A 21103-nucleotide genomic window follows, 5' to 3' on the forward strand; every position below is an offset into this window, starting at 1 on the left:
GTTCGTCTGACGGTTCTAAGGGGAAAGGAGGCGCGCTTGGCCGACACAATTACCGTTAATGGAACCGCTCACCCCATGCCGGACGACCCGCGGGTCAGTCTTCTCGATTTTCTGCGGCAATACATTGGCCTGACCGGCACGAAGAAGGGTTGTGACCACGGCCAGTGCGGGGCGTGCACGGTGATCGTGAACGGCATCCGGATTAACAGCTGCCTGACGCTGGCGGCAATGCATGATGGCGACAGCGTGACGACCATCGAAGGACTCGGCACGTCCGACGAGCCGTCCGCCCTCCAGCGCGCTTTTCTGGAGCATGACGGGTTTCAGTGCGGCTATTGCACGCCGGGCCAGATCTGTTCGGCCACCGCCATGCTGGAAGAGCTTGCCGCCGACTGGCCGAGCGACGCCAGCGAAAGCCTCGAAGGAAGCATCGCGATCTCCGGCGAGGAAATACGCGAGCGGATGAGCGGCAATCTGTGCCGCTGCGGCGCCTATGCGAATATCGTCGCCGCGATCGAGGAAGTCGCGGCGGGAGGCAAGTCATGAGGCCGTTCCAATACACCCGCGCGCCTTCGCTCGCCGAAGCGTCGAACATGACCACAAACGAAGATACGCTTGCGATTGCAGGCGGGACCAATCTGCTCGACCTGATGAAGCTGCAGGTGGAGAAGCCCGGTCAGCTTGCGGACATCAACCGGCTCGGCCTCGCCGGTATCGAGGACACGGACGAAGGCGGCCTGCGCCTCGGCGCGCTCGCCACGAACACCGAAACCGCCGTTCACCCGCGCGTGCGTGCCGACTATCCAGTCCTGTCGCGCGCGATCCTGGCCGGAGCGACGCAGCAACTGCGCAACAAGGCCACCAATGGCGGCAATCTGTGCCAGCGCACGCGTTGCTTCTATTTCACGAACATCGACCAGCCCTGCAACAAGCGCGACCCGGGCAGCGGTTGCGGAGCCATCGACGGCATTGCGAAACTCCACGCAATCCTCGGAACGAGCGAGCAGTGCATCGCGACCTATCCGGGCGACATGGCCGTGGCGCTGAGCGCGCTTGGCGCGATGGTGCAGATTTCGGGCGACAAGGGCGAGCGCAGCGTGCCGGTGCGCGACTTCCATCTGCTGCCAGGCGATACGCCGTGGATCGAGAATGTCCTCGAACCGGGCGAGATCATCACCGGCATCGATCTTCCGGCGCCCGTGGGCGGAACGCAAATCTACCGCAAGGTGCGCGAGCGTTCCTCCTATGCTTTCGCGCTGGTTTCCGTCGCCGCCATCATCGAGATGACCGACGGCAAGTTTTCGCGCGCCGACCTCGCCTTCGGTGGTCTCGCGCACAAGCCGTGGTACGATCCGCGTGTCGGGGAATGCCTGCTGGGCCAGTCTCCTTCGGACGCGCTGTTCGACAAGGCGGCCGATATCCTGCTCGAAGACGCGCAGGGGTATGGCGAGAACGATTTCAAGATACCACTCACGCGGCGGACACTTCACGCCGTCTTGGCGCAGGCGACGGAGAACGCAGCATGACGGTTCATCTCAAACAGGACGAACCCGACAATTCCAACCGTCTCGACGGAATGAAGCAAGGCGTGATTGGCAAGCCCCTTCCGCGCATCGAGGGGCTGGCCAAGGTCACCGGAACCGCACCTTACGCAGCGGAATATCCGGTCGAGAATTGCGCCGAAGGTGTGCTGGTCACTTCGACCATCACCCGCGGCGAGGTTACTTCCATCGACCGGGAAAGCGTGCTTTCGATGCCCGGCGTGATTGCGGTGGTCGATGACGAAAAGATGACCACCCGCGCCGCGCAGGGAACGGCCAATGAAGCGCCCATGCAGGGGCCGCGGCAGGTCTGCTACTGGGGCCAGCCGATCGCAGTGGTGGTGGCAGAAACCTTCGAACAGGCGCGCCACGCCGCCAAACATCTGAAGGTGGAATATCGCGAAGACGCAGCGGCCCCGCTCGACCCGAACGCGGTTGAGCCGGAAGAGCAGGAGGACGAGACGGTGCACCAGGGCGATCTGGCGCATGCCATGGCCGAAGCGCCGCACAGCGTCGACGTAACCATTACCACCAAGGGCCATGCCTCCGCCGCGATGGAACCGCATGCCGCCATCGCCGAGTGGAATGGGGAGAAGCTGACCGTCCACGCTTCGCTCCAGATGCCCAATTACAACATCACTGAACTGGCGGACGCGCTGGATATGGAGGAGGACAATATCCGCCTCATTTCCCGCTTTGTCGGGGGCGGCTTCGGGTCCAAGCTGGGTCTCAGCGAAGAGGTGGTCGCAGCCGCGTTGGCGGCGAAACAGATCGGGCGGCCGGTCCGCGTCGTGCAGTCGCGCCAGCAGGTGTTCCAAACGGTCATGCGCCGCACCGAAACCACGCAGCGCCTGCGTTTTGCTGCCGACGGCGAAGGCAGGCTCACCGGCTTCGGTCACGAGGCGCTGGTTTCAAATCTTCCCGGAGAGACCTTTGCCGAGCCTGCGCTGCAATCGTCGCACTTCATCTACGGCGGCGAAAACCGGGAACTGATGCTCAAGGTCGCCCGGATCCATCTCATGACGGCCGGATCGGTGCGCGCACCGGGAGAAGCGGTGGGGATGCCGGCGCTCGAAAGCGCGATGGATGTGCTTGCCGAAAAGGTCGGCATCGACCCGGTCGAACTGCGCCTGCGCAACATACCCGAACGGGATCCCGAGAAGGATCTGCCGTTTTCCTCGCATAAGCTTGCCGAATGCCTGAAACAGGGGGCCGAAGCCTTTGGTTGGGAAAAGGGCGTCCGCAAGCCGCGCCAGCGACGGGAGGGCGAGTGGTGGATCGGCACCGGCATGGCCAGCGCTTCGAGATCACACAGCATTGCCGAGGCAAAGGCCCGGGTCACGCTGAAAGCCGATGGCACGGCATTGGTCGAAACCGACATGACCGATATCGGCACCGGGACGTACACCATCGTCGCGCAGATCGCCGGGGAGATGCTGGGGTTGATGCCGGATCAGGTCCTGGTCGAACTGGGCGACACGCGCCATCCGCGCGGCCCCGGCTCGGGCGGAAGCTGGGGCGCGGCATCGATCGGTTCAGCCGTGTACATTGCCTGCAAGGCGATCCGCGAGGAACTGGCCGCAAAGCTCGACACGAGTGAGCAGGAACTCGAACTGCGCGAAGGCAAGAGCGCTGGCGGCGAGGCGCTGACGGACCTTCTCGGCGGCAAGGACCTTGCCCGCGAAGGCCATTACGAGCCGGGCGATATCGAAGACGATTACACTGCGGCCGGCTTCGGAGCCTTCTTCGCCGAGGTGCGCGTCAACCACTACACCGGCGAAACCCGTGTCGACCGCATGCTCGGCGCCTTCGGCTTCGGGCGTGTGCTCAACGCAAAGACCGCCCGTTCGCAATGCATTGGCGGTATCACCTGGAGCATCGGTTTGGCGCTGACCGAGGCCCTCGAGTTCGATCCGCGCGACGGACATCTCGTCAATTGCGACCTCGCTGAATATCACGTCCCGGTCCACCGCGACGTGCCCGATCTTCAGGTTGTGTTGGTGGAAGAGCGCGATGGCGCGGCGAGTTCGATCCAGGCCAAGGGCATCGGTGAGCTCGGCATGTGCGGCGGAGCGGCAGCCATCGCCAACGCCGTTTACAACGCTTGTGGTGCGCGGCTCTACGATTACCCGATGACACCGGATCGCGTCCTCGCAGCAATGCCCGACTGATGCTGGCCGATACTACGATTGAGGCAGTGCACGATGAGGACCACCTCGCGCTGGCCGCAGCGTGCGAGCCGGGTGTGGGCCTTTGCACAATCGTCGGGATAGAAGGCAGCTTCTCGCGCCGTCTCGGTGCGCAATTGGCGGTCCTGCCCGACGGATCCACCGTTGGCGATCTTGCCGATAGCTGCCTGGAGAGCCAGCTGGCAAGCGACATAGCGCAATGCAGGGAGCGCCGCGTTGTGCGCTATGGGCGAGGATCCTCCCGGATCGACTTCCGCCTGCCGTGTGGCGGCGGGCTTGATATCCTGCTCGACCCGGCGCCGGATCGCGGAGCTTGTCGCGCTGCACTAGGAGCGCTGAAGGCGCGTCGAACGGCCCGGCTGGCGCTCGGAGGCGAAAGCCCTTTGCTGCACCGTACTTACCTCCCCACTCTGAAACTCGTCGTATTGGGAGAGGGGCCGGAGCTGGAGACTGTGGCTTCCCTGAGTTCGGCCATGAAGATTGAAGCCGAAGTCTACTCCAAGGATGACCTTGCTCTCGGCCAAACAGCCCCGAACGTCCACTACGACCCATGGACGGCCTGCCTGTTGCTCTTCCACGATCACGAATGGGAACTGGCCCTGCTCGAACAGGCGCTGGCAAGTGAAGCTTTCTACATAGGAGCGCAAGGAGGAGAGAGGGCGCGGCGCGCCCGCACGCTCGCGCTTGCTGCGCGCGGCATTCCGGAGGAGATAATCGCGCGTCTGACAAGCCCGGTGGGTCTGATGTCGGCCTGCAAATCGCCGCGAAGCCTCGCGCTGTCAGCGCTGTCCGAAATCCTCGGCCATTACGAGCAGATGCGTGCCGCTGCTTGATGTGAAGACAGGTGTGGTCTTGCTTGCTGCTGGCGAGGGGAAACGGTTTGGCGGCGGAAAGCTCATCGCCGAGTTTCGTGGGCGCCCCTTGTGGGAATGGGCCACGGAAACCGCAGAGAATATTGATTTCAGCGAACGTATTCTCGTGATTGGCCCTGACGGTCCGATCCGAGCCCGCCCGACCTGGAGGCTGGTCGAAAATCCGGTGGCAAAACAAGGCATGGGCACCTCGATCGCTGCGGGAATACGCGCGCTGACCGATTGCGATCGGGTCATCATCATGCTCGCCGACATGCCGCTCGTCTCGCGCGCCCATCTTGACCGGCTCATCGCAGCGCAAGGCGTAGGTTTCACGCGCTATCCCGATGGCTCAGCAGGATGTCCGGCGATTTTCCCGCGCTCGGTTTTCGCGTTGCTTGAAACGCTCGACGGCGACCGGGGAGCACGAAGCCTTGGTTTGGGAGAGGTCGAGCTTATCGCGCCCGCTCACGAACGAGAGCTCGCCGATGTCGATGAGGCTTGCGATCTTCAGCGGCTAGCGTCTGCCGATTTAGGGTCGGTAATGCAATTCGGTAATTGAAGAGGAAAGGCTGCTGCTACTCGTCCGATTGCATCACGAACAGCCAGTCCGCTAGCGACCCCACAAAAGACCTTACGATGGGGTCAGCCCCTGCATAGGCTCTGGTTTTACTAATCCCCCAGTTGCAGTATTATTTTCATAAATGCTCGTTGCATCTAGGATCACGCGAACCGTCTCCTCTGGCTGATCCAACATCGGGAAGTGTCCGCTTCGCTCGAACCAGTGCATAGTCGCTTCAGGGAGGGCTTTGGCCGCGCAATCAGCCTGCTGCGGAAGACACGGCCGATCCTTCCGTCCCCAACCGATGACGACCCGTGCAGACGTGTTTGCAGGGCCCCCTGATTTGAGAATGCGCAGGCGAGATGGTGTCCCAAGAGCCGCAGGTTGCCCCAAGTCCGTGGACAAGGAGAAGGGGTTTTCCGCGTCCCGTCCGCGTGTAGTGCATGGTCATGTAATCGTAACATCTCGCGCTGACTCATTGGCCCGTGGATGTCTACATTGCCGAAGGTGAAGCCAAGAGCGGATGGTCCGCCAGCGAGGTCAGAGCTTGTCGTTAAACTGCGCCGCCGGACTGGGATCAGGGTCTTCGCAAAGAAATTTGCCATTGATTTGAGTGCCCATCTCTGTCGTCTATGGGGCACCACTTTCATAAAAACCGCACGATCTTTCCGTCCACGGCCCATATCACCGTGGGTGGGCAGCGGCAGCTTTTGCCGCTATTCCCTTTGCTTTGGAGGGGTGGCCCTTTGTGGGCGCCGGGGCAGACGGCTTGGATGGCATGATCGAGGACGACGGACGGATTTCGCCCAGCGAGCGCGAGCCGCGTTTCGCGGACTGGCTGGTGGAGCCGCTGCGCGCCAATGCGGGCACGTATCGCCGCGTCGCTCTCGCGGCGGTGTTCGTGAACCTGTTCGCGCTGGTCGCCAGCATTTTCACGATGGTCGTCTATGACCGGGTGATCCCCAACAACGCCACGGAATCGCTGATCGCGCTCAGCATCGGGCTCGGCATCGTCGTGGTGTTCGATTTCGTGCTGAAGATGCTGCGGTCCTACCTCACCGACCATGCCGGCGCACGGATCGACCTCGACGTGGGACGCAAGGTGTTCCAGCAGCTGCTCGCCATCCGGCTGGACCGGCGGCAGGGCAGCACCGGGGCGCTCGCCGGCCTGATGCGCGAGCTGGAGGCGCTGCGCGATTTCTTTGCCAGCGCCACGGTGCTGGCGATGGTCGACGTGCCGTTCATCCTCCTGATCCTGGTGGTCGTGGCTCTGATCGGCGGGCCGGTGGTGTTCGTGCCGATGGTGCTGATCCCGCTGGTGCTGCTGGCGGGCTGGCTCACCAATCCCGCGCTCGACCGGCTCAGTGCCCGCGCGCTGGGGCAGGGGCTGCACAAGCAGAGCGTGCTGGTCGAAACCATCGGCGGGCTGGAGACGGTGAAGGCCGCCGCCGCCGGGCCGATGCTCGCCGCGCGGTGGGACGATGCGGTGGTCGAACATGCGCAGACCTCGCTCGCACAGAGATTGACGGCCAATATCGCGCTTACCTTCGCGCAGAGCGCGCAAATGATCGGTTATGCGGGCGTCATCATCGTCGGCGTCGGCCAGATCGCCGCGCAGGAGATGTCGCTGGGCGCGCTGATCGCCTGTTCGATCCTGTCGGGCCGCGCGGTCGCCCCGCTCACCCAGATCGCATCGATCCTCTCGCGCCTCAACTCGACCCGCTCCGCCTATCGCCAGATCGATTCGCTGATGCAGACGGAGCGCGAAACGGGCGCCGGCAGTGCGCTCAAACTCTCGGGGCTGAAGGGCGAGATCGAATTCGCCGACGTCACCTTCGCCTATCCCGGAACGAAGACCAAGGCGCTCGACAACGTGTCCTTCCGCATCGCGCCGGGAGAACGGGTGGCGCTGGTCGGGCGCGTCGGATCGGGCAAGAGCACGATCGCGCGGCTCATCATGGGCCTGTTCCCGCCGCTGGAAGGCAATGTGCTGGTCGATAACGTCGACCTGCGCCAGCTGAGCAAGGACGACATCCGCGCCCGCATTGGCGCGGCGCTGCAGGAAAGCGTGCTGTTTTCGGGCACGGTGCGCGACAATATCACGCTGGGCCGGGCCGACATTTCGGACGAGGAAATGTTGCGCGCGGCCACGCTTTCCAAGACCCACGATTTCATGAAGCGCATCCCGGACGGATACGACCGCAAGCTGATGGACCGGGGCGAAGGCCTGTCCGGCGGGCAGCGCCAGTCGATCGCGCTTGCCCGCGCTCTAGCCGGGAGCCCGCAAGTTCTTTTGTTCGACGAGCCTTCCAGCCAGATGGACAACGAAACGGAAAACGCCGTGCTGGAGGCGCTGGAAAGCGAAGTGGAGGGCAAGACGCTGGTCGTCATCACCCACCGCACGCCGTTCCTGCGGCTGGTCGATCGGGTCATCGTGATGGACGGCGGCCGGGTGATCGCGGACGGCAATCGTGACGAGGTGCTGCCGAACTTCGGCAAGGCCGCGCGCCAGCCGCTGTCGAAACTGCCGAAGGAGGCGCTGGTGGCGACCGGCGGCAAGAAATGAGCGCGATGGAAGATAATGCCGTGAGCACGGATGTGGTGCAGGATGACGAACGGGTCGTCGCTCTCGCGCCGTCAAAGGCGGCCAGCTGGATCCTCTATGCCATCGTCGCGATCGTCGTGATCTTTATCGCATGGGCCGCGCTGGCGACGCTGGACGTGGTGGTGCGCGGGCAGGGCCGGGTCGTGCCGTCCTCGCAATTGCAGGTCGTCTCCAACCTCGAAGGCGGGGTGATCGAGGAAGTCTTCGTGAAGGCCGGCGACACGGTAACGGCGGAGCAGCCGCTGATGGCGCTCGACCAGACCCAGCGCGGCGGCGACCTGGCGATCAGCCGGTCCGACAGCGCCGCCTTGGCAGCCCGGATCGCGCGCTTGCAGGGCGAGGCTGCGGGGCGTGCGCCGAACTTCCCGGCAGGCGGCGGCGCGGCAATGCAGCAGCAGATCGAGATCGAGCGCGCGCTCTACCAGTCGCGGCAGGCCAATCTGTCGAGCCTGGTCGCGGCGGGCGAGGCGCGCATCCGGCAGGCGGAGCGTGCCGTGGAGGAAGCCCTTGCCCAGCTCGACGCACGCCAGAGCGCCGCGCGCGCCGCGCAGGAGGAGCTGGCGCTGATCCGCCCGCTTGTCGAAGACGGGATCGAGCCGCGGATCGAGCTGGTGCAGGCCGAAAGCCGCGCCAATTCCACTCGCGCCGAAGTGGCCGCGGCGCAGGCCAATATCACCCGCGCCCAGGCGAGCGTGGCAGAAGCGCGCTCTTCGCTGGCGCAGCAGCGGCAGGACTGGCGCTCTGCCGCCGCGAACGAATTGTCCTCCGCCAATCGCGAATTCGCCGCAGTGCGCGGCTCGCAGCCGGCGCTGGCCGAGCGGCTCGACCGGTCGGTGCTCCGTTCGCCGATGAGCGGGCGCGTCAACCGCGTGCTCAAGAACACGGTCGGCGGTTCGGTCGTGCCGGGCGAACCGCTGATCGAGATCGTCCCGAGCGAGGATACGCTGCTGGTCACCGCGCGCATCCGCCCGAGCGACATCGGCTGGGTCGCCATCGGGCAGAAGGCCAAGGTCAATATCACCGCCTACGATCCCACCGTCTACGGCGGGCTCGACGGCGAAGTCGTGACGATCAGCCCCGATGCGCAGACCGACGAGCGTACGGGTGAGCCCTATTACGAAGTGCAGGTGGCGACCGCGGCGGACGCGGTGGTGACCGACAACGGCGACCGCCTGCCGATTGGGCCGGGGATGACGGCGGAGGTTAGCCTCATATCGGAGAAGCGCTCGGTCCTCGATTATATCCTGCGCCCGATCACCCGCCTGCAGCAGCGGGCTTTCCGCGAGTAGGCAGCAGGCCGAAGCGCCAAAGGAAAAGGGCCGCCCCGGGAATACCGGAGCGGCCCTTTCGTTATCCGTAAGCCTTGCGGCGATCAGCCGTAGTAGATGTCGGTGGCCTGCACTTCGGCGCCGTTGCTGAAGGTCAGCGTCAGGTCGGCCTGGCCGTCACCGTCGAAGTCCACGGTCAGGAAGCCTTCGCCGATCGTCACTGCCGTGTCGTCGATGCCGAAGGCGGACAGGTCGATCAGGTCGCTGCCCGATTCGAAGTCCGTGATCGTGTCGTTGCCGCCGTCGAGGAAGATGAACACGTCGTCCCCGCCGTTGCCGGTAAGTACGTTGTCGAGCTCGTTGGCGATGATGAGGTCGCGGTAATCGGTGCCGATGGCATTCTCGATTTCCGTTTCATAGGCGATCGCGATATTGAGGTACTGCGTCGCGAACACGCCTTCGTGGCCCCAGTCCGCAGCGATGCTGGCGGCGTTGGCGTTCATGAAGGAGTTCATCACCGCGTCGAGGAAGGCCTGCGACGGAACCTGGCCAGCGTTGCTCGTGTAGTCGTCGAAAAACGCGCCTTCGTATGCGACGTCGATAGCTTCGTCGATCGAGTCGAGACCTTCGATCACGTCGGCGACCGTCACGTTGCCTTGGCCGGCGGATGAAAATTCGCCGTCGTTCAGGTTGATGACGACCGACGCTTCGAAGCCGGAGAAGTCCAGCGTGTCCACGCCGCCGGCATCGTAGATGGCCAGAAACGGCTGGTCGTTGACGGCAAAGTCGAACACTTCACGGTCGGCGTTCGAGTTGAAACCGTAGGTCGTGTCCTCGGTGCGGGTGGTAAGGTCCGCGCCGTATTTCGCCTGCACCGTCAGGATATCGTGCAGCATCGGCGTCTGCGGGTTCGCCCAGCGGCCGAGGAAGCTGTAGGTCAGCGTGTTCCAGTTGACGACGCGCGCGCCGGTTTCGCTCTCGTCCCAGTAGGACATGATCGAATACTGCTCGCTATCCTGCGCATATTCGGCCTGGTCGGTGTAGGTGGTTGCACCCGCGCCGTTGTAGGCACCGGGGTGGCTGAGGCCGAGCGAGTGGCCGAGTTCGTGCACGATGGTCGTGTGGCCGTATCCGCCGATCGAAAGGTCTCCGTTGGTGAAGTTGCCGCGATGGAGCAACTGGCCGCTTTCATCGTAATAGGAACGCGGGTCGGAGATGAATACGTCGCCGAGGTACTTGTAGCCGCCCTTCTCGTTCGGGAAATAGGCGTAAGCCTGTGCCGGATCCCACGAGTTGGCGAACTGGATGTCCGCACCGCGGCCATTCGTTTCACGGAAGGACGGGGCGATCAGGTCGTCCCACAGGCCCACGGCAAGGCGGGCTGCCTCTTCCTGGTCTTCGGTGAAGGCGGCAAGGCCGAAGCCGGCCGAAAAGCCGTAACGCGGATTGTTGTAGATCGAGATCAGCCCGTCGCCTTCGTCGAGGAAGGTATAGGTGATCGTGTTGTTGGCGGTGATCTTCTGCGCGCGGCCGGTGTCGATCTGGTCTATCACCTGGTCGAGGTCGAAGATCGGCTTGTTGCGATACGTCGCTTCGCCGTCCGCGAAATTATCGAGATTGAAGTCTTCGACATCCACATCGCCTTCGTGGTTCTGCGGCGCGAGCACGCTCTTGTTGCCGAACTTCCAGTCCAAAACACCCATGTTGAAACTCTCCCAAGGATCCGAAGCAACCACCGGTCCCCAGACGCAAAAGGAGCGACCCAATCGACTGCAGTGTTGCGGATGGGGGGAGCCTATCCATCTGTGCTTTTGACGCAAGGGGTCATGGTAAAAAAGCTGCAAATGTCCCGCGACAAAACAGGTATTTATAACAATTGCGCATTGCAGGCCGGCCGGATTCGTGCCGATCGCTGGTTCAGTGCCCGATCGGCGGGGCGAGCTGGAGCGATTCGAGCAGCAGGTCGAGCAGCGCCAGCGCCTCGTACTGGGCGAACAGGCGGGCATATTCGGCCTGCGCCTGCCGGTCTTGCGCTTCCTGCATCCTCATTCGCGCATCGAGCAATTCGAGCAGGTTGCGTCGCCCGATCTCGAACTGGCGGCGATAGGATTCCGACAGGTCCTGCGTAATGACCGTCTGCTCGCCATAGGTGCTGGCGAAGCGGCCCTGCGCATCGGCCGTGCTGAGCGCGGCGCGCAGCTCGGCCGATGCGGCGCGGGCGGTCTCGGCCAGGCGGAAGCGCTGCTCGTTCGCCCGGGCGCTCGCCTCGCGCACGCGCGCTTCGGTGATGCCGCCGTCGAACACGTTCCAGCGCACCGATACGCGGGCGCGCAAGTCGTCGGTCTGCCCGCCGAAGCCGTCGATGTCGTCGCCCGTCTGGGCCGCCAGGTCGACGCCGATTTCAGGGTAGCGTTCGCCGCGGATGGACTGGAGCAACGCCTCGGCAGCGGTGACTTCAAGCTGCGCGGCGAGGACGGCGGGGTTGCGTTCCAGCAGGGTAGCGATCGCCATGTCGAGCCCTTCCGGCAGCTGCCCGGACAGATCGGGCGGCGGCAGCGGCCGGGCGATGTCGAGCCCGGTCAGCTCCAGCAGCTGGATGCGCGCAATGTCGCGCGCGCGGCCTGCCTCGATCTCGCGCACCAGCGCGGCCTGCAGGCGGTCCTCCGCCAATCGCCGCTCCGGGCGGCCGACGGTGCCGGCATCGATGCCGCGCTGAAGGTCGCCCACCAGCACGCGGTGGAACACCAGGCTTTCCTGCGCGGACAGGGCCAGCCGGTCTTGCAGCACGAGGTCGAGATAGCGCCGGGCCACTTCCAGAGCGACAGCATCGGCGCGCTGCACGACCTGCACCGCCGCCGCATCGGCGCGGGCGGCCTGCCGCGCGAGCTCGCCCCGGCGGCGGCCGAAATCGAAGATCGTGTAATTGATCCCCGCCCGCGCATCCGTGGGATAAAGCAGGTCGTCCGCAATGCCGAGGTTGGTGCGCGTGTTGTTGCGCAGCTGGCGCACGCCCGTACCGGCTTCCAGGTCGACCTGCGGGTAAAAGGCACCGCGCGCCTGGTCTTCCTGCGCGGAAACCGCTTCCTCGTTATATTGCGCCTGGATGATCTGCGGGTTCGTTTCGAGCGCGGCGGCGACGGCGCCCTGAAGCGTCACGGTGCCGTTGTCGCGCACCACCTGCGCCTGTGCCGGCAGGGCGAAGCCGGCGGCAAGGCAGGCAAACGCCATCGCCTTGCCGATATGCCATGCCCTGGAACTGCCCACGCCCGTACTCCCGCGATCCGCCAGTTGGAGTATGGAAAGGCGGGAGGGGGGTCAACCGCGCGGTTGCGCTGCGGGCCCTATGGCAACGGGCTCTCGCCGCCGCCGAGCGCCTGCCATAGCAGCACGCGGGCGCGGCGGGCGCGGCCCTCTGCCGCATCGGCGCGTTCGTTTGCGGCAATGGCGGTGCGCCGCGCGTCGAGCACGGTGAGGAAATCGGCGAGGCCGGCACGGTAGCGGGTGTCGGCAAGGTCCGCCTGCCGTGCGCCCAGCGCCGCTTCCGTGCGTGCCGAGGTCGCCTCCCGGTCGGCTGCGGCCACGAGCGCATAGCCGCTCTCCGCATCGCCCAGCGCCTGGTAGAGCGCGCCGCGATAGCGCTGGAACGCTGCGCGTTTGTCGGCCGCCGCGCCGTCGATCTCCGCCTCGATCCGCCCGAAGTCGAGCAGGGGCGCGGCCACGCTTGCGCCCAGGGAGCCGACGATGGCGTCGGTATCGAACAACCCGCCGATGCCGAAGGCGAGCAGGCCGACTACGGCGGACAGGTCGAAGCTGGGGAAGCGGCTGGCAGCGGTCGCGGCGAGCGCCTGGTCGCTGGCGGCAAGCCGGGCGAAAGCGGCGCGCACGTCGGGCCGGGCGGAAAGGAGGTCGCTCGGCAAAGTTGCCGGGGGCGACGGGGTTCCGGTGCCGGGCGCAGTCTCGGCAAACAGCGCCTCGATAGTCCCCGCATCCAGCGTGGAGAGGGTGACGAGCCGCCCGAGCAGCCGGGCCTTCTCGCCTGCCAACGCGTCGATCCGGCTCTGCACATTGGCCATCGTGCCTTCGGCCCGGATGCGGTCGAAACCGGGGGAGAGCCCGGCTTCCTCGCGCACACCGGCGAGCCGCGTGAATTCCGTCGCGGTGCCGAGGTCGCGGCGCAGGCTTGCCTCGCGGGCGGAGAGCGTGCGCCAGTCGATCGTGGCGGCGGCAAGTTCCGCGATCAGGGCGACGCGCACCGCATCGCGGTCGGCCGCGGTGGCTTCGGCGAGGGCAAGGCTGGCGCGTTCGCTGGCGCGCAGGCGGCCGAAGACGTCGGGGTCCCAGCTCGCGGTGACATTCGCGCCGTATTGCACGCGGGTGGTCTCGAATTCGACGCCGGGGGGCAGGTTCGCGCCGAACTGGTCAGGATTGCTGCGCGATCCGGTAACCGAGCCGCCGATGCCGACTGCGGGCAGGCGGTAGGCCCCCGCGCGGTCCGCGGCGGCGCGCGCGGCATCGATCCGCGCGACCGCTTCGAGCAGGGTGGGGGATCCCGCCAGCGCAACTTCCGCCATGCGAACGAACGCGGCATCGCCCTGCGGCAGAAGGTCGGCGAGCGAGGTCTCCACCGCGCCCGATGGCCGGTAGTGATAGGTCTCCGGCAGGATGGGCGCGGGCGTCGCGATTTCGGGCGCCGGGCCGGCGACGCAGCCGCCAAGCGCGCTCGCGGCAAGCGCGACTGCGGCAGCGCGGCGCTTCGCCATCGCTCCCATCACCGGGCCTCCACCGGTGCCGGCCGCACGTTCGCGCCGCCCTGCGCCGCCTCTCGCCCGCGGGCGGGGATGAAGGCATCGACCTGCTGGCCGACGCGGAAAATGTCGACCGGCGGCAACTGGTAGAGGACCTGCATTACGCGCACGTCCACGCGCTCGGCCGCCGAGTTGGTGAGCGATCGCTTGGGCACGACCAGCGGCTCCGCGCGGACGAATTGCGCGCGCACCTGCCGGTCCGCCGCGCCGCGCGGGCTGACGAAAGCGGGCGCGCCCATGTCGATCCGCACCGCCTCGTCCTCGTCGATATCGATGCGGACATAAAGAGGGCGGGTCTCGCCCATCTGGATGAACGGGGTCGTATTGCCGCCCTGCGGGCCGCCGGCGCTGACAAATTCGCCGGGGCGGATGTTGACCGCCAGGATCTCGCCCGAAATCGGTGCGCGCACGGTCAGGCGGCCCAGTTCGGTGCGGGCCGACTGCTGCAGCGCCTGCGCCGATTGCAGCCGGGCGCGTGCGGCGGAAAGGCGCGCTTCGGCGAGCTGGCGGCGTTCGCGCGCGGCGCTGGCTTCGCCTTCGGCGCGGATGACTTCGCTGCGGCTGACGGCGGCGGGGTCCGATACGCCGCGATAGAGCGCCAGTTGCTGCGCGGCGGTGGCTTCGGCGCTGCGTGCCTCGGCAATGGCGGCCTGCGCTTCGCCGATGGCGGCGCCGGTCTCCCCGATGCGGGCGCGGATGGCGCGGTCGTCCACGGTAAACAGCGGCTGGCCGCGTTGGACATAATCGCCCGGGGTCGCGCGGATGTCGGTGACGAGGCCGGAAACCGCCGTGCCGATGTCGATGGTCTCGCTCGACGGTTCGACCACGCCCGCCCCGGCGACGCGCGGCGCATCGGCCAGCTCCCCGGTGGCGCGCGCCGGCTCTTCCTCGGCCGGGGCGAGCTCGCGGTCGGGCAGGCCGGTGGCGATGTAGATCGCCGCCAGAATCAGGCCGAGCACCGCGATCGCGGGCAGGATCTGGCGCGAGAAGCTGAGATTGCGCAGGGTCATCCGTTCTGTCCTTCGTCGGGCATTTCGGTGCCGTCATGGGTGATCCGCCCGTCCTCCAGCACGAGGATGCGGTCGGCGAGATCGAAGATGCGGTTGTCGTGGGTGACGATGATGACGCTGCGGTCCTCCGCCACGCCCACTTCGCGCAGCAGGTCCATCACCTTGCGGCCCGATTTCGCGTCGAGCGCGGCGGTCGGTTCGTCGCAGACCACCAGCCGCGGTTCGTGGACCAACGCGCGGGCGATGGCGACCCGTTGCTGCTGGCCGCCCGAAAGCTGGTTGGGCAGCTTATCCGCCTGGTCGAGGATGTTGAGCTTGTCCATCATTGCCCTCGCCCGCTCGCGCGCCTCGCTGCGGTCCATGCCCTGCGCGATCAGTGGCACGGCCGCGTTGCTGGCGGCGTCGATGGCGGGGATGAGGTTGTACTGCTGGAAGATGAAGCCGATGTTCCGCAGGCGGAATTCCACCAGCTTGCGGTCCGACAGGTTGTAGATGTCGGTGCCGAACACCTCCACCTCGCCTTCGGTCGGCCACAGGATTCCGCACATGATCGAGATCAGCGTTGTCTTGCCCGATCCGCTTTCGCCGACGAGATAGGTGAGTTCTCCCGCCTTCACTTCGAGGTCGATGCCGTGGAGGACGCGGATCGTCTGCTGCCCGCTTTCGAAATCGCGCGCGATGTCGCGCACCGCGATGGCGGTCTGCGCGCTCACCGGAACACCGCCGCAGGTTCGGTCTTCAGCACGTTGCGCAAGGCCAGCCCGCCGGTGAGCGCGATGATCAGCGTCACCGCCATCAGGCTGAGCAGCGGGACCTGCCACGGGATAAAGAAGCCCTTGAAGGTTGGGTTCGACGAAAAGGCCTGGATGAAGCCCACCGTGCCGAGCACGCCGAGGCCGTATCCAATCAGCCCGACCATCCCGCCCTGCACCGCGACCATGCGGCGCAGCTTGCCGTTGTGCACGCCGATGGCCTTGAGCGCGCCGAACTGCTTGATGTTGTCGCGGATGAACAGGCTGAAGGTCAGACCGACGATGGCGACGCCGACCACGAAGCCCAATACCACGGTTATCCCGAAATTGAGCGGGATGCCGGTGTTCTCGATAATGAAGTTTATGCCGTCCTGTGCGAAATCGTCCCGCGTGCGGGCGCGCAGGCCGGTCTGGTCCTCGATCCGGGAGACGAGCTGCTCCGGGGTGACGCCCGCGGCGCTCTGGGCCAGCACGAAACTCAGCCGGTTGCGGGTGCCGGGTACATAGGCCAGCGCCTGGCTATAGGTGGTGTAGAGCGTGACCTGGCTGGTGAAGCTGGGGATGGAATCGGCGATCCCGCGCACCACGGCGCGCTGGTCGTTCAGTTCCAGCCGCTCCCCGATGGGGTCGTCCCCTTCGGCGAACATGCGGGTGGCGCCGACATCGTCGATGATGACGGTATCGGGCTGTTCCAGCACGGCGCGGCTGCCTTCCACCATGCCTTTGGGAAGGCCGATCAGCGTGGTGTCGTCCACCCCGATAACGCTGACGCCTTCGAGGTCGCCGTCCTTGGTCCGCACGGAGGCCCCGGCGCGCAGGTGCGGCACCGCCCATTCGACGCCCGGCACGCCGCGAACCCGGTCGAGCGCGGTGGCGGGCAGGGGGAAGTTCACGTCGGTCGTCCGCCTGACCGGGTCCATCACCCACACGTCCGCCGCGCCGATATTGTAGACGCCGCTTGCGCCGCGTTCGAGCAGGTTGACGAAGATCGTCAGTTGCTGGGTGATGACGAGGGTAGAAAAGGCGATGGCGGTCGAGGCCGAGTGCGAAAAGATGCGCGGGCGGATGCTGCCCGAAATCGACGACGTGCCGCTGGCGCAGCGGCTGGCGATGATCGCCCACGCCATGCACGGCTTCCTGTTCCGCCCGAACATGCTGCGTTTCGAGCGGCGGTTGGCCTCCGAGGCCGAGCGCCACCCCGAACTCGGCCGCACCTTCCTCGAATCCGGGCCGCGGCGGATGAAGGCGGCGCTTACCGACGTCATGCGCCGGGCAGCCGCGCGCGGCGAGCTCGAGCTGGACGATCTGGAGCGGGCCGCCGAACAGTTCGCCGGTATGGTGAAGGGCATGGCCGACCTCGAATGGCGCTTCGCGGGGGAGCATGACCCGGCGGTCAACCAGCGCCGGATCGATGCCGCAGTCGAGACGTTCCTGCGCGCTTACGCAGCCTGACTGCGCGCTGCGATACCCGCCAGCCTTGTCCGCCGCGCGGTGAAATGAGATAAGGCGCCCGGACAAAGCAACGGAGAGACCCATGGCCACCGCCCTCAAGCGCGACGATTTCCAGTGCAGCGATACCGAATGGCAGGCGCGCGTGAAGCTGGCCGCGTGCTATCGCATCTTCGACATGATGGGCTGGTCGGAATCGATCTACAACCACATCAGCCTGAAGGTGCCGGGGGAGGAAGCCTTCCTGATCAACCCCTTCGGCCTGCTGTATGACGAGGTGTGCGCCAGCAACCTCGTCAAGATCGATAGCCAGGGCAACAACCTCGACGGGTCGCCCTATCCGGTGAACAAGGCGGGCTTCACCCAGCACGCCTATTTCCATGAAAAGCTCGATTGGGCGCATGCCATCTGCCACGTCCATACGACCGCCACGATGGCCGTGTGCAGCACCGAGGAAGGGCTGACCGCGACCAGCTTCTATGCTGCGGGCTTCAAGGACCAGATCGGCTACCACGACTTCGAAGGCGTGACCGTGCGCGCGGAAGAGGGCGAGCGACTGGTCGAGAACCTCAAGCATCACCGCGTGCTGATGCTGCGCAACCACGGACCGGTGGTGCTGGGCCGGACGATCGAGGAAATGTTCGTCACCATGTGGAGCCTGCAGCGCGCCTGCGAAATCCAGATCGCGACCAAGGCCGCGGGCACCCCGCTCACCATCCCGCAGGACGTGGTCGACGTACACCAGCGCGACCTGTCCGTGATGCAGCAGCAGGGCGGCGGCGGGATGTTCGATTTCGGCGCGTGGATGCGCCGGGCCGAACGGATCGATCCCAGCTTTAAGGAATAGGCGCGCACCCACCGTGGCCATCGGTTTCACGCTCAACGACCGGCCGGTGGGCATTTCGCTCGACCCGGAAACCCCTCTTGTCACTGCAATCCGGGAGGCGGCGAACCTCACCGGCACCAAGAACGGCTGCGGCACCGGCGAATGCGGGGCCTGCATGGTCCTGGTCGACGGGGAGGCGCTGCGCAGCTGTCTGATCGAGCTGGGCGAGGTCGAGGGCCGCTATATCACCACGATCGAAGGCCTGTCGGCGGACCGCAGCCACCCGGTGCAGCAGGCGCTGGTTGCCGAGCAGGCAATCCAGTGCGGCTTCTGCACGCCGGGCATCGCGATTGCCGCTGCTGCATTGCTCCGCAGCAATCCCGCGCCGAGCGAGCCGGAGATCGAGGCGGCGATCCCCAACCTGTGCCGCTGCGGGGTTTATCCGCGGCTAACCCGCGCGATCCAGCGCGCCGGGCGCGTGGCCCGGCGCGAGGAGCTGATCAGCGCTGCGCCCGCGCCCGGGATCGATCCCGAAGACGCGGCCGAGGCAGTGCCGGCGATGGGCCTGCCGGACGGCGAATAGGCGTCAAAACTTCACGCGGGCGGTGATGCTGGCGTTCAGCGGAGCGCCCGGCGCGATGTTGTTGTTGCCATGAGCGCTGGGGTAGTAATCCGTGTCGAGCAGGTTCTCGACATTCAGCTGCAGATCGAGCGTTTCGGACACGTCCCAGAACAGCGCCGCATCCACGCGGGTGTAGGCGGGCAGGACCACATCGTTGGCGAAGCTGGCGAACTGATCCGACTGGTGGATCACGCCCGCACCGATGCCGACGACCGGCGTCACGTCGTAACGCGCCCAGGCGGCGACCTGGTGGCGCGGCAGCTGCTGCAGACGCGTGCCTTCATCCGCAAAGTCGCTGTCCGACGTGATTTCGCCGTCGAGATAGGTGTAGGCGAGGTTCGCTTGCAGCCCCGGTGCAAGCTTGCCCGCGATGCTCGCTTCGAAGCCTTCGACCTGCGATTCGCCGGTCAGGACGACGAGGCCGGGGTTCACCGGATCGACCGCCGTGGTGTTGGACCGGGTCAGGCGGAAAACGGCGGCGGTCAGGAACAGGTCGGGCCGCGGCGCCCATTTCGCGCCTAGCTCGACGTTTTCAAACAGTTCGGGCTCCAGCGCCTGTTGCTGCTGGCTCAGCGTCACGAACTGGTCGCCCGACTGCGGCAGGAAGCTCTCGGTGTAGCTGGCGTAGAGCGACACGGTCTCCACCGGTTTGACGATAATGCCGACGCGCGGGCTCCAGCGGCTATCGAGGCGGGTGGTGGTGCCGGTGACCGCGCCGCTTGCATCCTGGACGTCGGCCTCGAGGTCGAATTCGTCGTAGCGGACGCCCAGGACGAGGTCGATCGTATCGCCCAGCGCGATCTGGTCCTGCGCATAGAACGAGGTGACGAACAGGTCGCTGCTGCGCCGGCGCTGGAATTCGGTCGAGAAGACGGGGACGGAAATCGTCTGCGCAAGGTCGACCGTTTCCGTCGTCAGCCCGCTGGCGAAGCGCACGCGTTCGCGGAAGCTCAGCGTGTCGCTGGCGACGACTTCTGTGCCGAGCAGGAACTTGTGGTGCAGCGGCCCGGTGTCGAAATCGCCGATGATGTTCGCCTGGCCGACGAAATTCTGGCGCTCGGTCCCGTCGGCATAGCCGCCCAGGTCGACCGTCGTCTCCGTCGCCCCGGTGGGCACGATGTTGGAATAGAACTTGTCGTAATCGGCATATTGGAAGGCGATGTTGCCGCGCAGGCGGGGTGAGAAGACGTGGTCCACCCGCACGCGGCCGATGTTCACCTGCACGTCGCTGGTGTTGAAGCCCGGCTGGCCGAAGAACACTTCGTCATAGCCCTCGATGGGGCGGTTGCCGAGCGACGGGATGCCGCGGTCGGTCACGCGCTCGTCGTCGTCATAGGTGTAGCTGGCCGTCAGCGTGGTCTGGGGGCCAACTTCGAACGACAGCGTCGGGCTGATGCCGAAGAAGCGGCCGTCGTATTCGTCGCGGTGGTTGGCAAATTCCTCGTATGTCGCATTGAGGCGGATACCGGCCGTGTCGGACAGGGGCTGGCTGACATCGGTGGCCGCGGCGAAGGCGCCGAAGCTGTCCACCGTTCCGTCGAGCGCGATGAAAGTGTCGAGCGGGTCGGCCGTCTTGGTGACCCGGTTGATCACCCCGCCGCCGCCGCCGCGACCGAAGATCAGCGCATTGGCACCCTTCAGCACCTCGACCCGGTCGATGTTGTAGAGCGGGCGGTAATATTGCGCATCGTCGCGCAGGCCGTCGACGAAGAAGTCGGCGGTGGTTTCCTGGCCGCGGATGAACACCTCGTCGCGGTGGCCTTCGCCGCTTTCCAGGCTGACGCCGGGGGCGTATCGCAGCGCATCGCCGAGCGAGCGGACGCCCTGGTCATCGAGCTGTTCCTCGGTCAGGACGTAGACCGCTTGCGGCACGTCGATCAGCGGGGTCTGCGTTTTGGTGGCGGTCGAGCCGTCCTCGCTCTCGTACCCCTTGCGCTCCCCGATCACGAGGATGTCTTCGGGCAAATATTCCTGCACGCGCGGGCCGGACGAATCGGCCTCGTCGGCGAAAGCGGGAGCGGCGGGCAGCATGGCTGCGCCTGCAAGAATGGCGACGCGCAGCGAAAAACGGGGATTGGTAGAAGTCACAAGAGTCTTTCTGTTCTTATTGCGAATGATTTGCAGGAGCAGCCTCTATTGCGAAGAATTCGCATTTGCAACGCAGTGATCGCCTTGCACGAAGATTTTCGCGCGCTAGGGAGTGGGGGCAACGCAACGGCCCCGCGCAAAGTCAGGGGCGCCGAGGAGACAGGCGATGAAAGCGACCATCTGGCACAACCCGAAATGCGGCACCTCCCGCAACACGCTCGCGATCCTGGAAGAGCGGGGCGACGTCGACGTGGAGGTCATCCGCTATCTCGACAATCCGCCTACGCGCGAGAAGCTCGCCCAGCTGTTCGCCGACGCGGGCATGACCCCGGCGCAGGGCCTGCGCCTGCGCGGCACCGATGCGCAGGAGCGCGGGCTGCCCGATGCGGATGCCGACGCCGTGCTCGATGCGATGGTCGCCGATCCCATCCTGATCGAACGGCCACTGGTGGAAACCGAAAAGGGCGTGCGCCTGTGCCGGCCGAAGGAAAAGGTCGAGGAAATCCTCTGACGCGCTCGCCTCTTACACCTACGA

Annotated in this window: 19 protein-coding genes; 11 read left to right on the plus strand and 8 right to left on the minus strand. The window is 65.8% G+C overall.

Translation table 11 applies throughout. The features are described from left to right. Nucleotides 1-36: 36 nt before the first annotated feature. Genes QQW98_RS07630 through QQW98_RS07650 form a run of 5 tightly spaced genes read left to right on the plus strand, consistent with a single transcriptional unit; the run spans nt 37 to nt 5143 of the window. On the plus strand, nt 37-546 hold the full coding sequence (locus tag QQW98_RS07630; protein ID WP_290134388.1) for a 2Fe-2S iron-sulfur cluster-binding protein: 510 nt from the start codon (nt 37-39) through the stop codon (nt 544-546). Beyond that, complete coding sequence (locus QQW98_RS07635) at nt 543-1526, plus strand: FAD binding domain-containing protein (protein WP_290134389.1); 984 nt, start codon at nt 543-545, stop codon at nt 1524-1526. Before QQW98_RS07630 ends, QQW98_RS07635 begins: the two co-directional genes overlap by 4 nt. Beyond that, a complete protein-coding gene (locus QQW98_RS07640) occupies nt 1523-3712 on the plus strand; it encodes a xanthine dehydrogenase family protein molybdopterin-binding subunit (protein WP_290134390.1) in 2190 nt (729 codons plus the stop codon). Before QQW98_RS07635 ends, QQW98_RS07640 begins: the two co-directional genes overlap by 4 nt. Then, nucleotides 3712-4563, plus strand: a complete 852-nt coding sequence (locus tag QQW98_RS07645) for an XdhC family protein (RefSeq protein WP_290134391.1) — start codon at nt 3712-3714, stop codon at nt 4561-4563. The genes QQW98_RS07640 and QQW98_RS07645 overlap by 1 nt, the downstream gene beginning before the upstream one ends. Further along, nucleotides 4550-5143 (plus strand): nucleotidyltransferase family protein, encoded by a 594-nt coding sequence (locus QQW98_RS07650; protein ID WP_290134392.1) that lies wholly within the window; start codon nt 4550-4552, stop codon nt 5141-5143. The genes QQW98_RS07645 and QQW98_RS07650 overlap by 14 nt, the downstream gene beginning before the upstream one ends. Nucleotides 5144-5215: 72 nt before the next feature. On the opposite strand, the gene QQW98_RS13975 is transcribed toward QQW98_RS07650, so the two are convergent. Beyond that, nucleotides 5216-5548: an alpha/beta fold hydrolase gene (locus QQW98_RS13975; protein ID WP_404800781.1), complete on the minus strand. Its 333-nt coding sequence runs from the start codon at nt 5546-5548 to the stop codon at nt 5216-5218. A gap of 343 nt (nt 5549-5891) precedes the next feature. Between QQW98_RS13975 and QQW98_RS07655 the strand changes: the two genes are divergently transcribed. Together QQW98_RS07655 and QQW98_RS07660 are read left to right on the plus strand one after the other, a co-directional pair. Next, nucleotides 5892-7709, plus strand: coding sequence for a type I secretion system permease/ATPase (locus QQW98_RS07655; RefSeq protein ID WP_319023276.1), 1818 nt, complete (start codon nt 5892-5894; stop codon nt 7707-7709). 20 nt (nt 7710-7729) lie between these two features. After that, entirely contained in the window at nt 7730-9037 is a 1308-nt protein-coding gene (locus QQW98_RS07660) for an HlyD family type I secretion periplasmic adaptor subunit (protein WP_290134393.1), read from the plus strand. An 83-nt stretch (nt 9038-9120) separates the two neighbouring features. On the opposite strand, the gene QQW98_RS07665 is transcribed toward QQW98_RS07660, so the two are convergent. The 6 genes from QQW98_RS07665 to QQW98_RS07690 all read right to left on the minus strand — a co-directional run bounded on the left by QQW98_RS07665 (nt 9121) and on the right by QQW98_RS07690 (nt 16710). Continuing rightward, complete coding sequence (locus tag QQW98_RS07665; RefSeq protein ID WP_290134394.1) at nt 9121-10719, minus strand: M10 family metallopeptidase C-terminal domain-containing protein; 1599 nt, start codon at nt 10717-10719, stop codon at nt 9121-9123. A gap of 214 nt (nt 10720-10933) precedes the next feature. Continuing rightward, nucleotides 10934-12280 carry a TolC family protein gene (locus QQW98_RS07670; protein WP_290134395.1) on the minus strand — a complete coding sequence of 449 codons (1347 nt, stop codon included), beginning with the start codon at nt 12278-12280 and terminating at the stop codon, nt 10934-10936. Between the two features lie 77 nt (nt 12281-12357). Then, nucleotides 12358-13776, minus strand: coding sequence for an efflux transporter outer membrane subunit (locus QQW98_RS07675; RefSeq protein ID WP_290134396.1), 1419 nt, complete (start codon nt 13774-13776; stop codon nt 12358-12360). An 8-nt stretch (nt 13777-13784) separates the two neighbouring features. Continuing rightward, on the minus strand, nt 13785-14831 hold the full coding sequence (locus QQW98_RS07680; protein WP_290134397.1) for an efflux RND transporter periplasmic adaptor subunit: 1047 nt from the start codon (nt 14829-14831) through the stop codon (nt 13785-13787). Continuing rightward, entirely contained in the window at nt 14828-15544 is a 717-nt protein-coding gene (locus QQW98_RS07685; RefSeq protein WP_290134398.1) for an ABC transporter ATP-binding protein, read from the minus strand. Before QQW98_RS07685 ends, QQW98_RS07680 begins: the two co-directional genes overlap by 4 nt. Continuing rightward, nucleotides 15541-16710, minus strand: a complete 1170-nt coding sequence (locus tag QQW98_RS07690) for an ABC transporter permease (protein ID WP_290134399.1) — start codon at nt 16708-16710, stop codon at nt 15541-15543. Before QQW98_RS07690 ends, QQW98_RS07685 begins: the two co-directional genes overlap by 4 nt. Between QQW98_RS07690 and QQW98_RS07695 the strand changes: the two genes are divergently transcribed. From QQW98_RS07695 to QQW98_RS07705, 3 genes are all read left to right on the plus strand, one after another. Beyond that, nucleotides 16649-17035 carry a TetR/AcrR family transcriptional regulator C-terminal domain-containing protein gene (locus tag QQW98_RS07695; RefSeq protein WP_290134400.1) on the plus strand — a complete coding sequence of 129 codons (387 nt, stop codon included), beginning with the start codon at nt 16649-16651 and terminating at the stop codon, nt 17033-17035. The genes QQW98_RS07690 and QQW98_RS07695 overlap by 62 nt on opposite strands. Before the next feature lie 82 nt (nt 17036-17117). Continuing rightward, on the plus strand, nt 17118-17879 hold the full coding sequence (locus QQW98_RS07700; protein WP_290134401.1) for a class II aldolase/adducin family protein: 762 nt from the start codon (nt 17118-17120) through the stop codon (nt 17877-17879). Nucleotides 17880-17892: 13 nt separating this feature from the next. After that, nucleotides 17893-18441 (plus strand): (2Fe-2S)-binding protein, encoded by a 549-nt coding sequence (locus tag QQW98_RS07705; RefSeq protein WP_290134402.1) that lies wholly within the window; start codon nt 17893-17895, stop codon nt 18439-18441. A gap of 3 nt (nt 18442-18444) precedes the next feature. Here QQW98_RS07705 and QQW98_RS07710 read toward each other — a convergent pair whose 3' ends face one another. Next, nucleotides 18445-20568 (minus strand): TonB-dependent receptor, encoded by a 2124-nt coding sequence (locus QQW98_RS07710; protein ID WP_290137048.1) that lies wholly within the window; start codon nt 20566-20568, stop codon nt 18445-18447. A 166-nt stretch (nt 20569-20734) separates the two neighbouring features. Between QQW98_RS07710 and arsC the strand changes: the two genes are divergently transcribed. Further along, nucleotides 20735-21079 (plus strand): arsenate reductase (glutaredoxin), encoded by a 345-nt coding sequence (gene arsC, locus QQW98_RS07715; RefSeq protein ID WP_290134404.1) that lies wholly within the window; start codon nt 20735-20737, stop codon nt 21077-21079. Nucleotides 21080-21103: the final 24 nt, after the last annotated feature.

Origin of the sequence: Alteriqipengyuania flavescens, assembly GCF_030406725.1 — a bacterium.
In the GTDB taxonomy this organism is placed as follows: domain Bacteria; phylum Pseudomonadota; class Alphaproteobacteria; order Sphingomonadales; family Sphingomonadaceae; genus Alteriqipengyuania_B; species Alteriqipengyuania_B flavescens.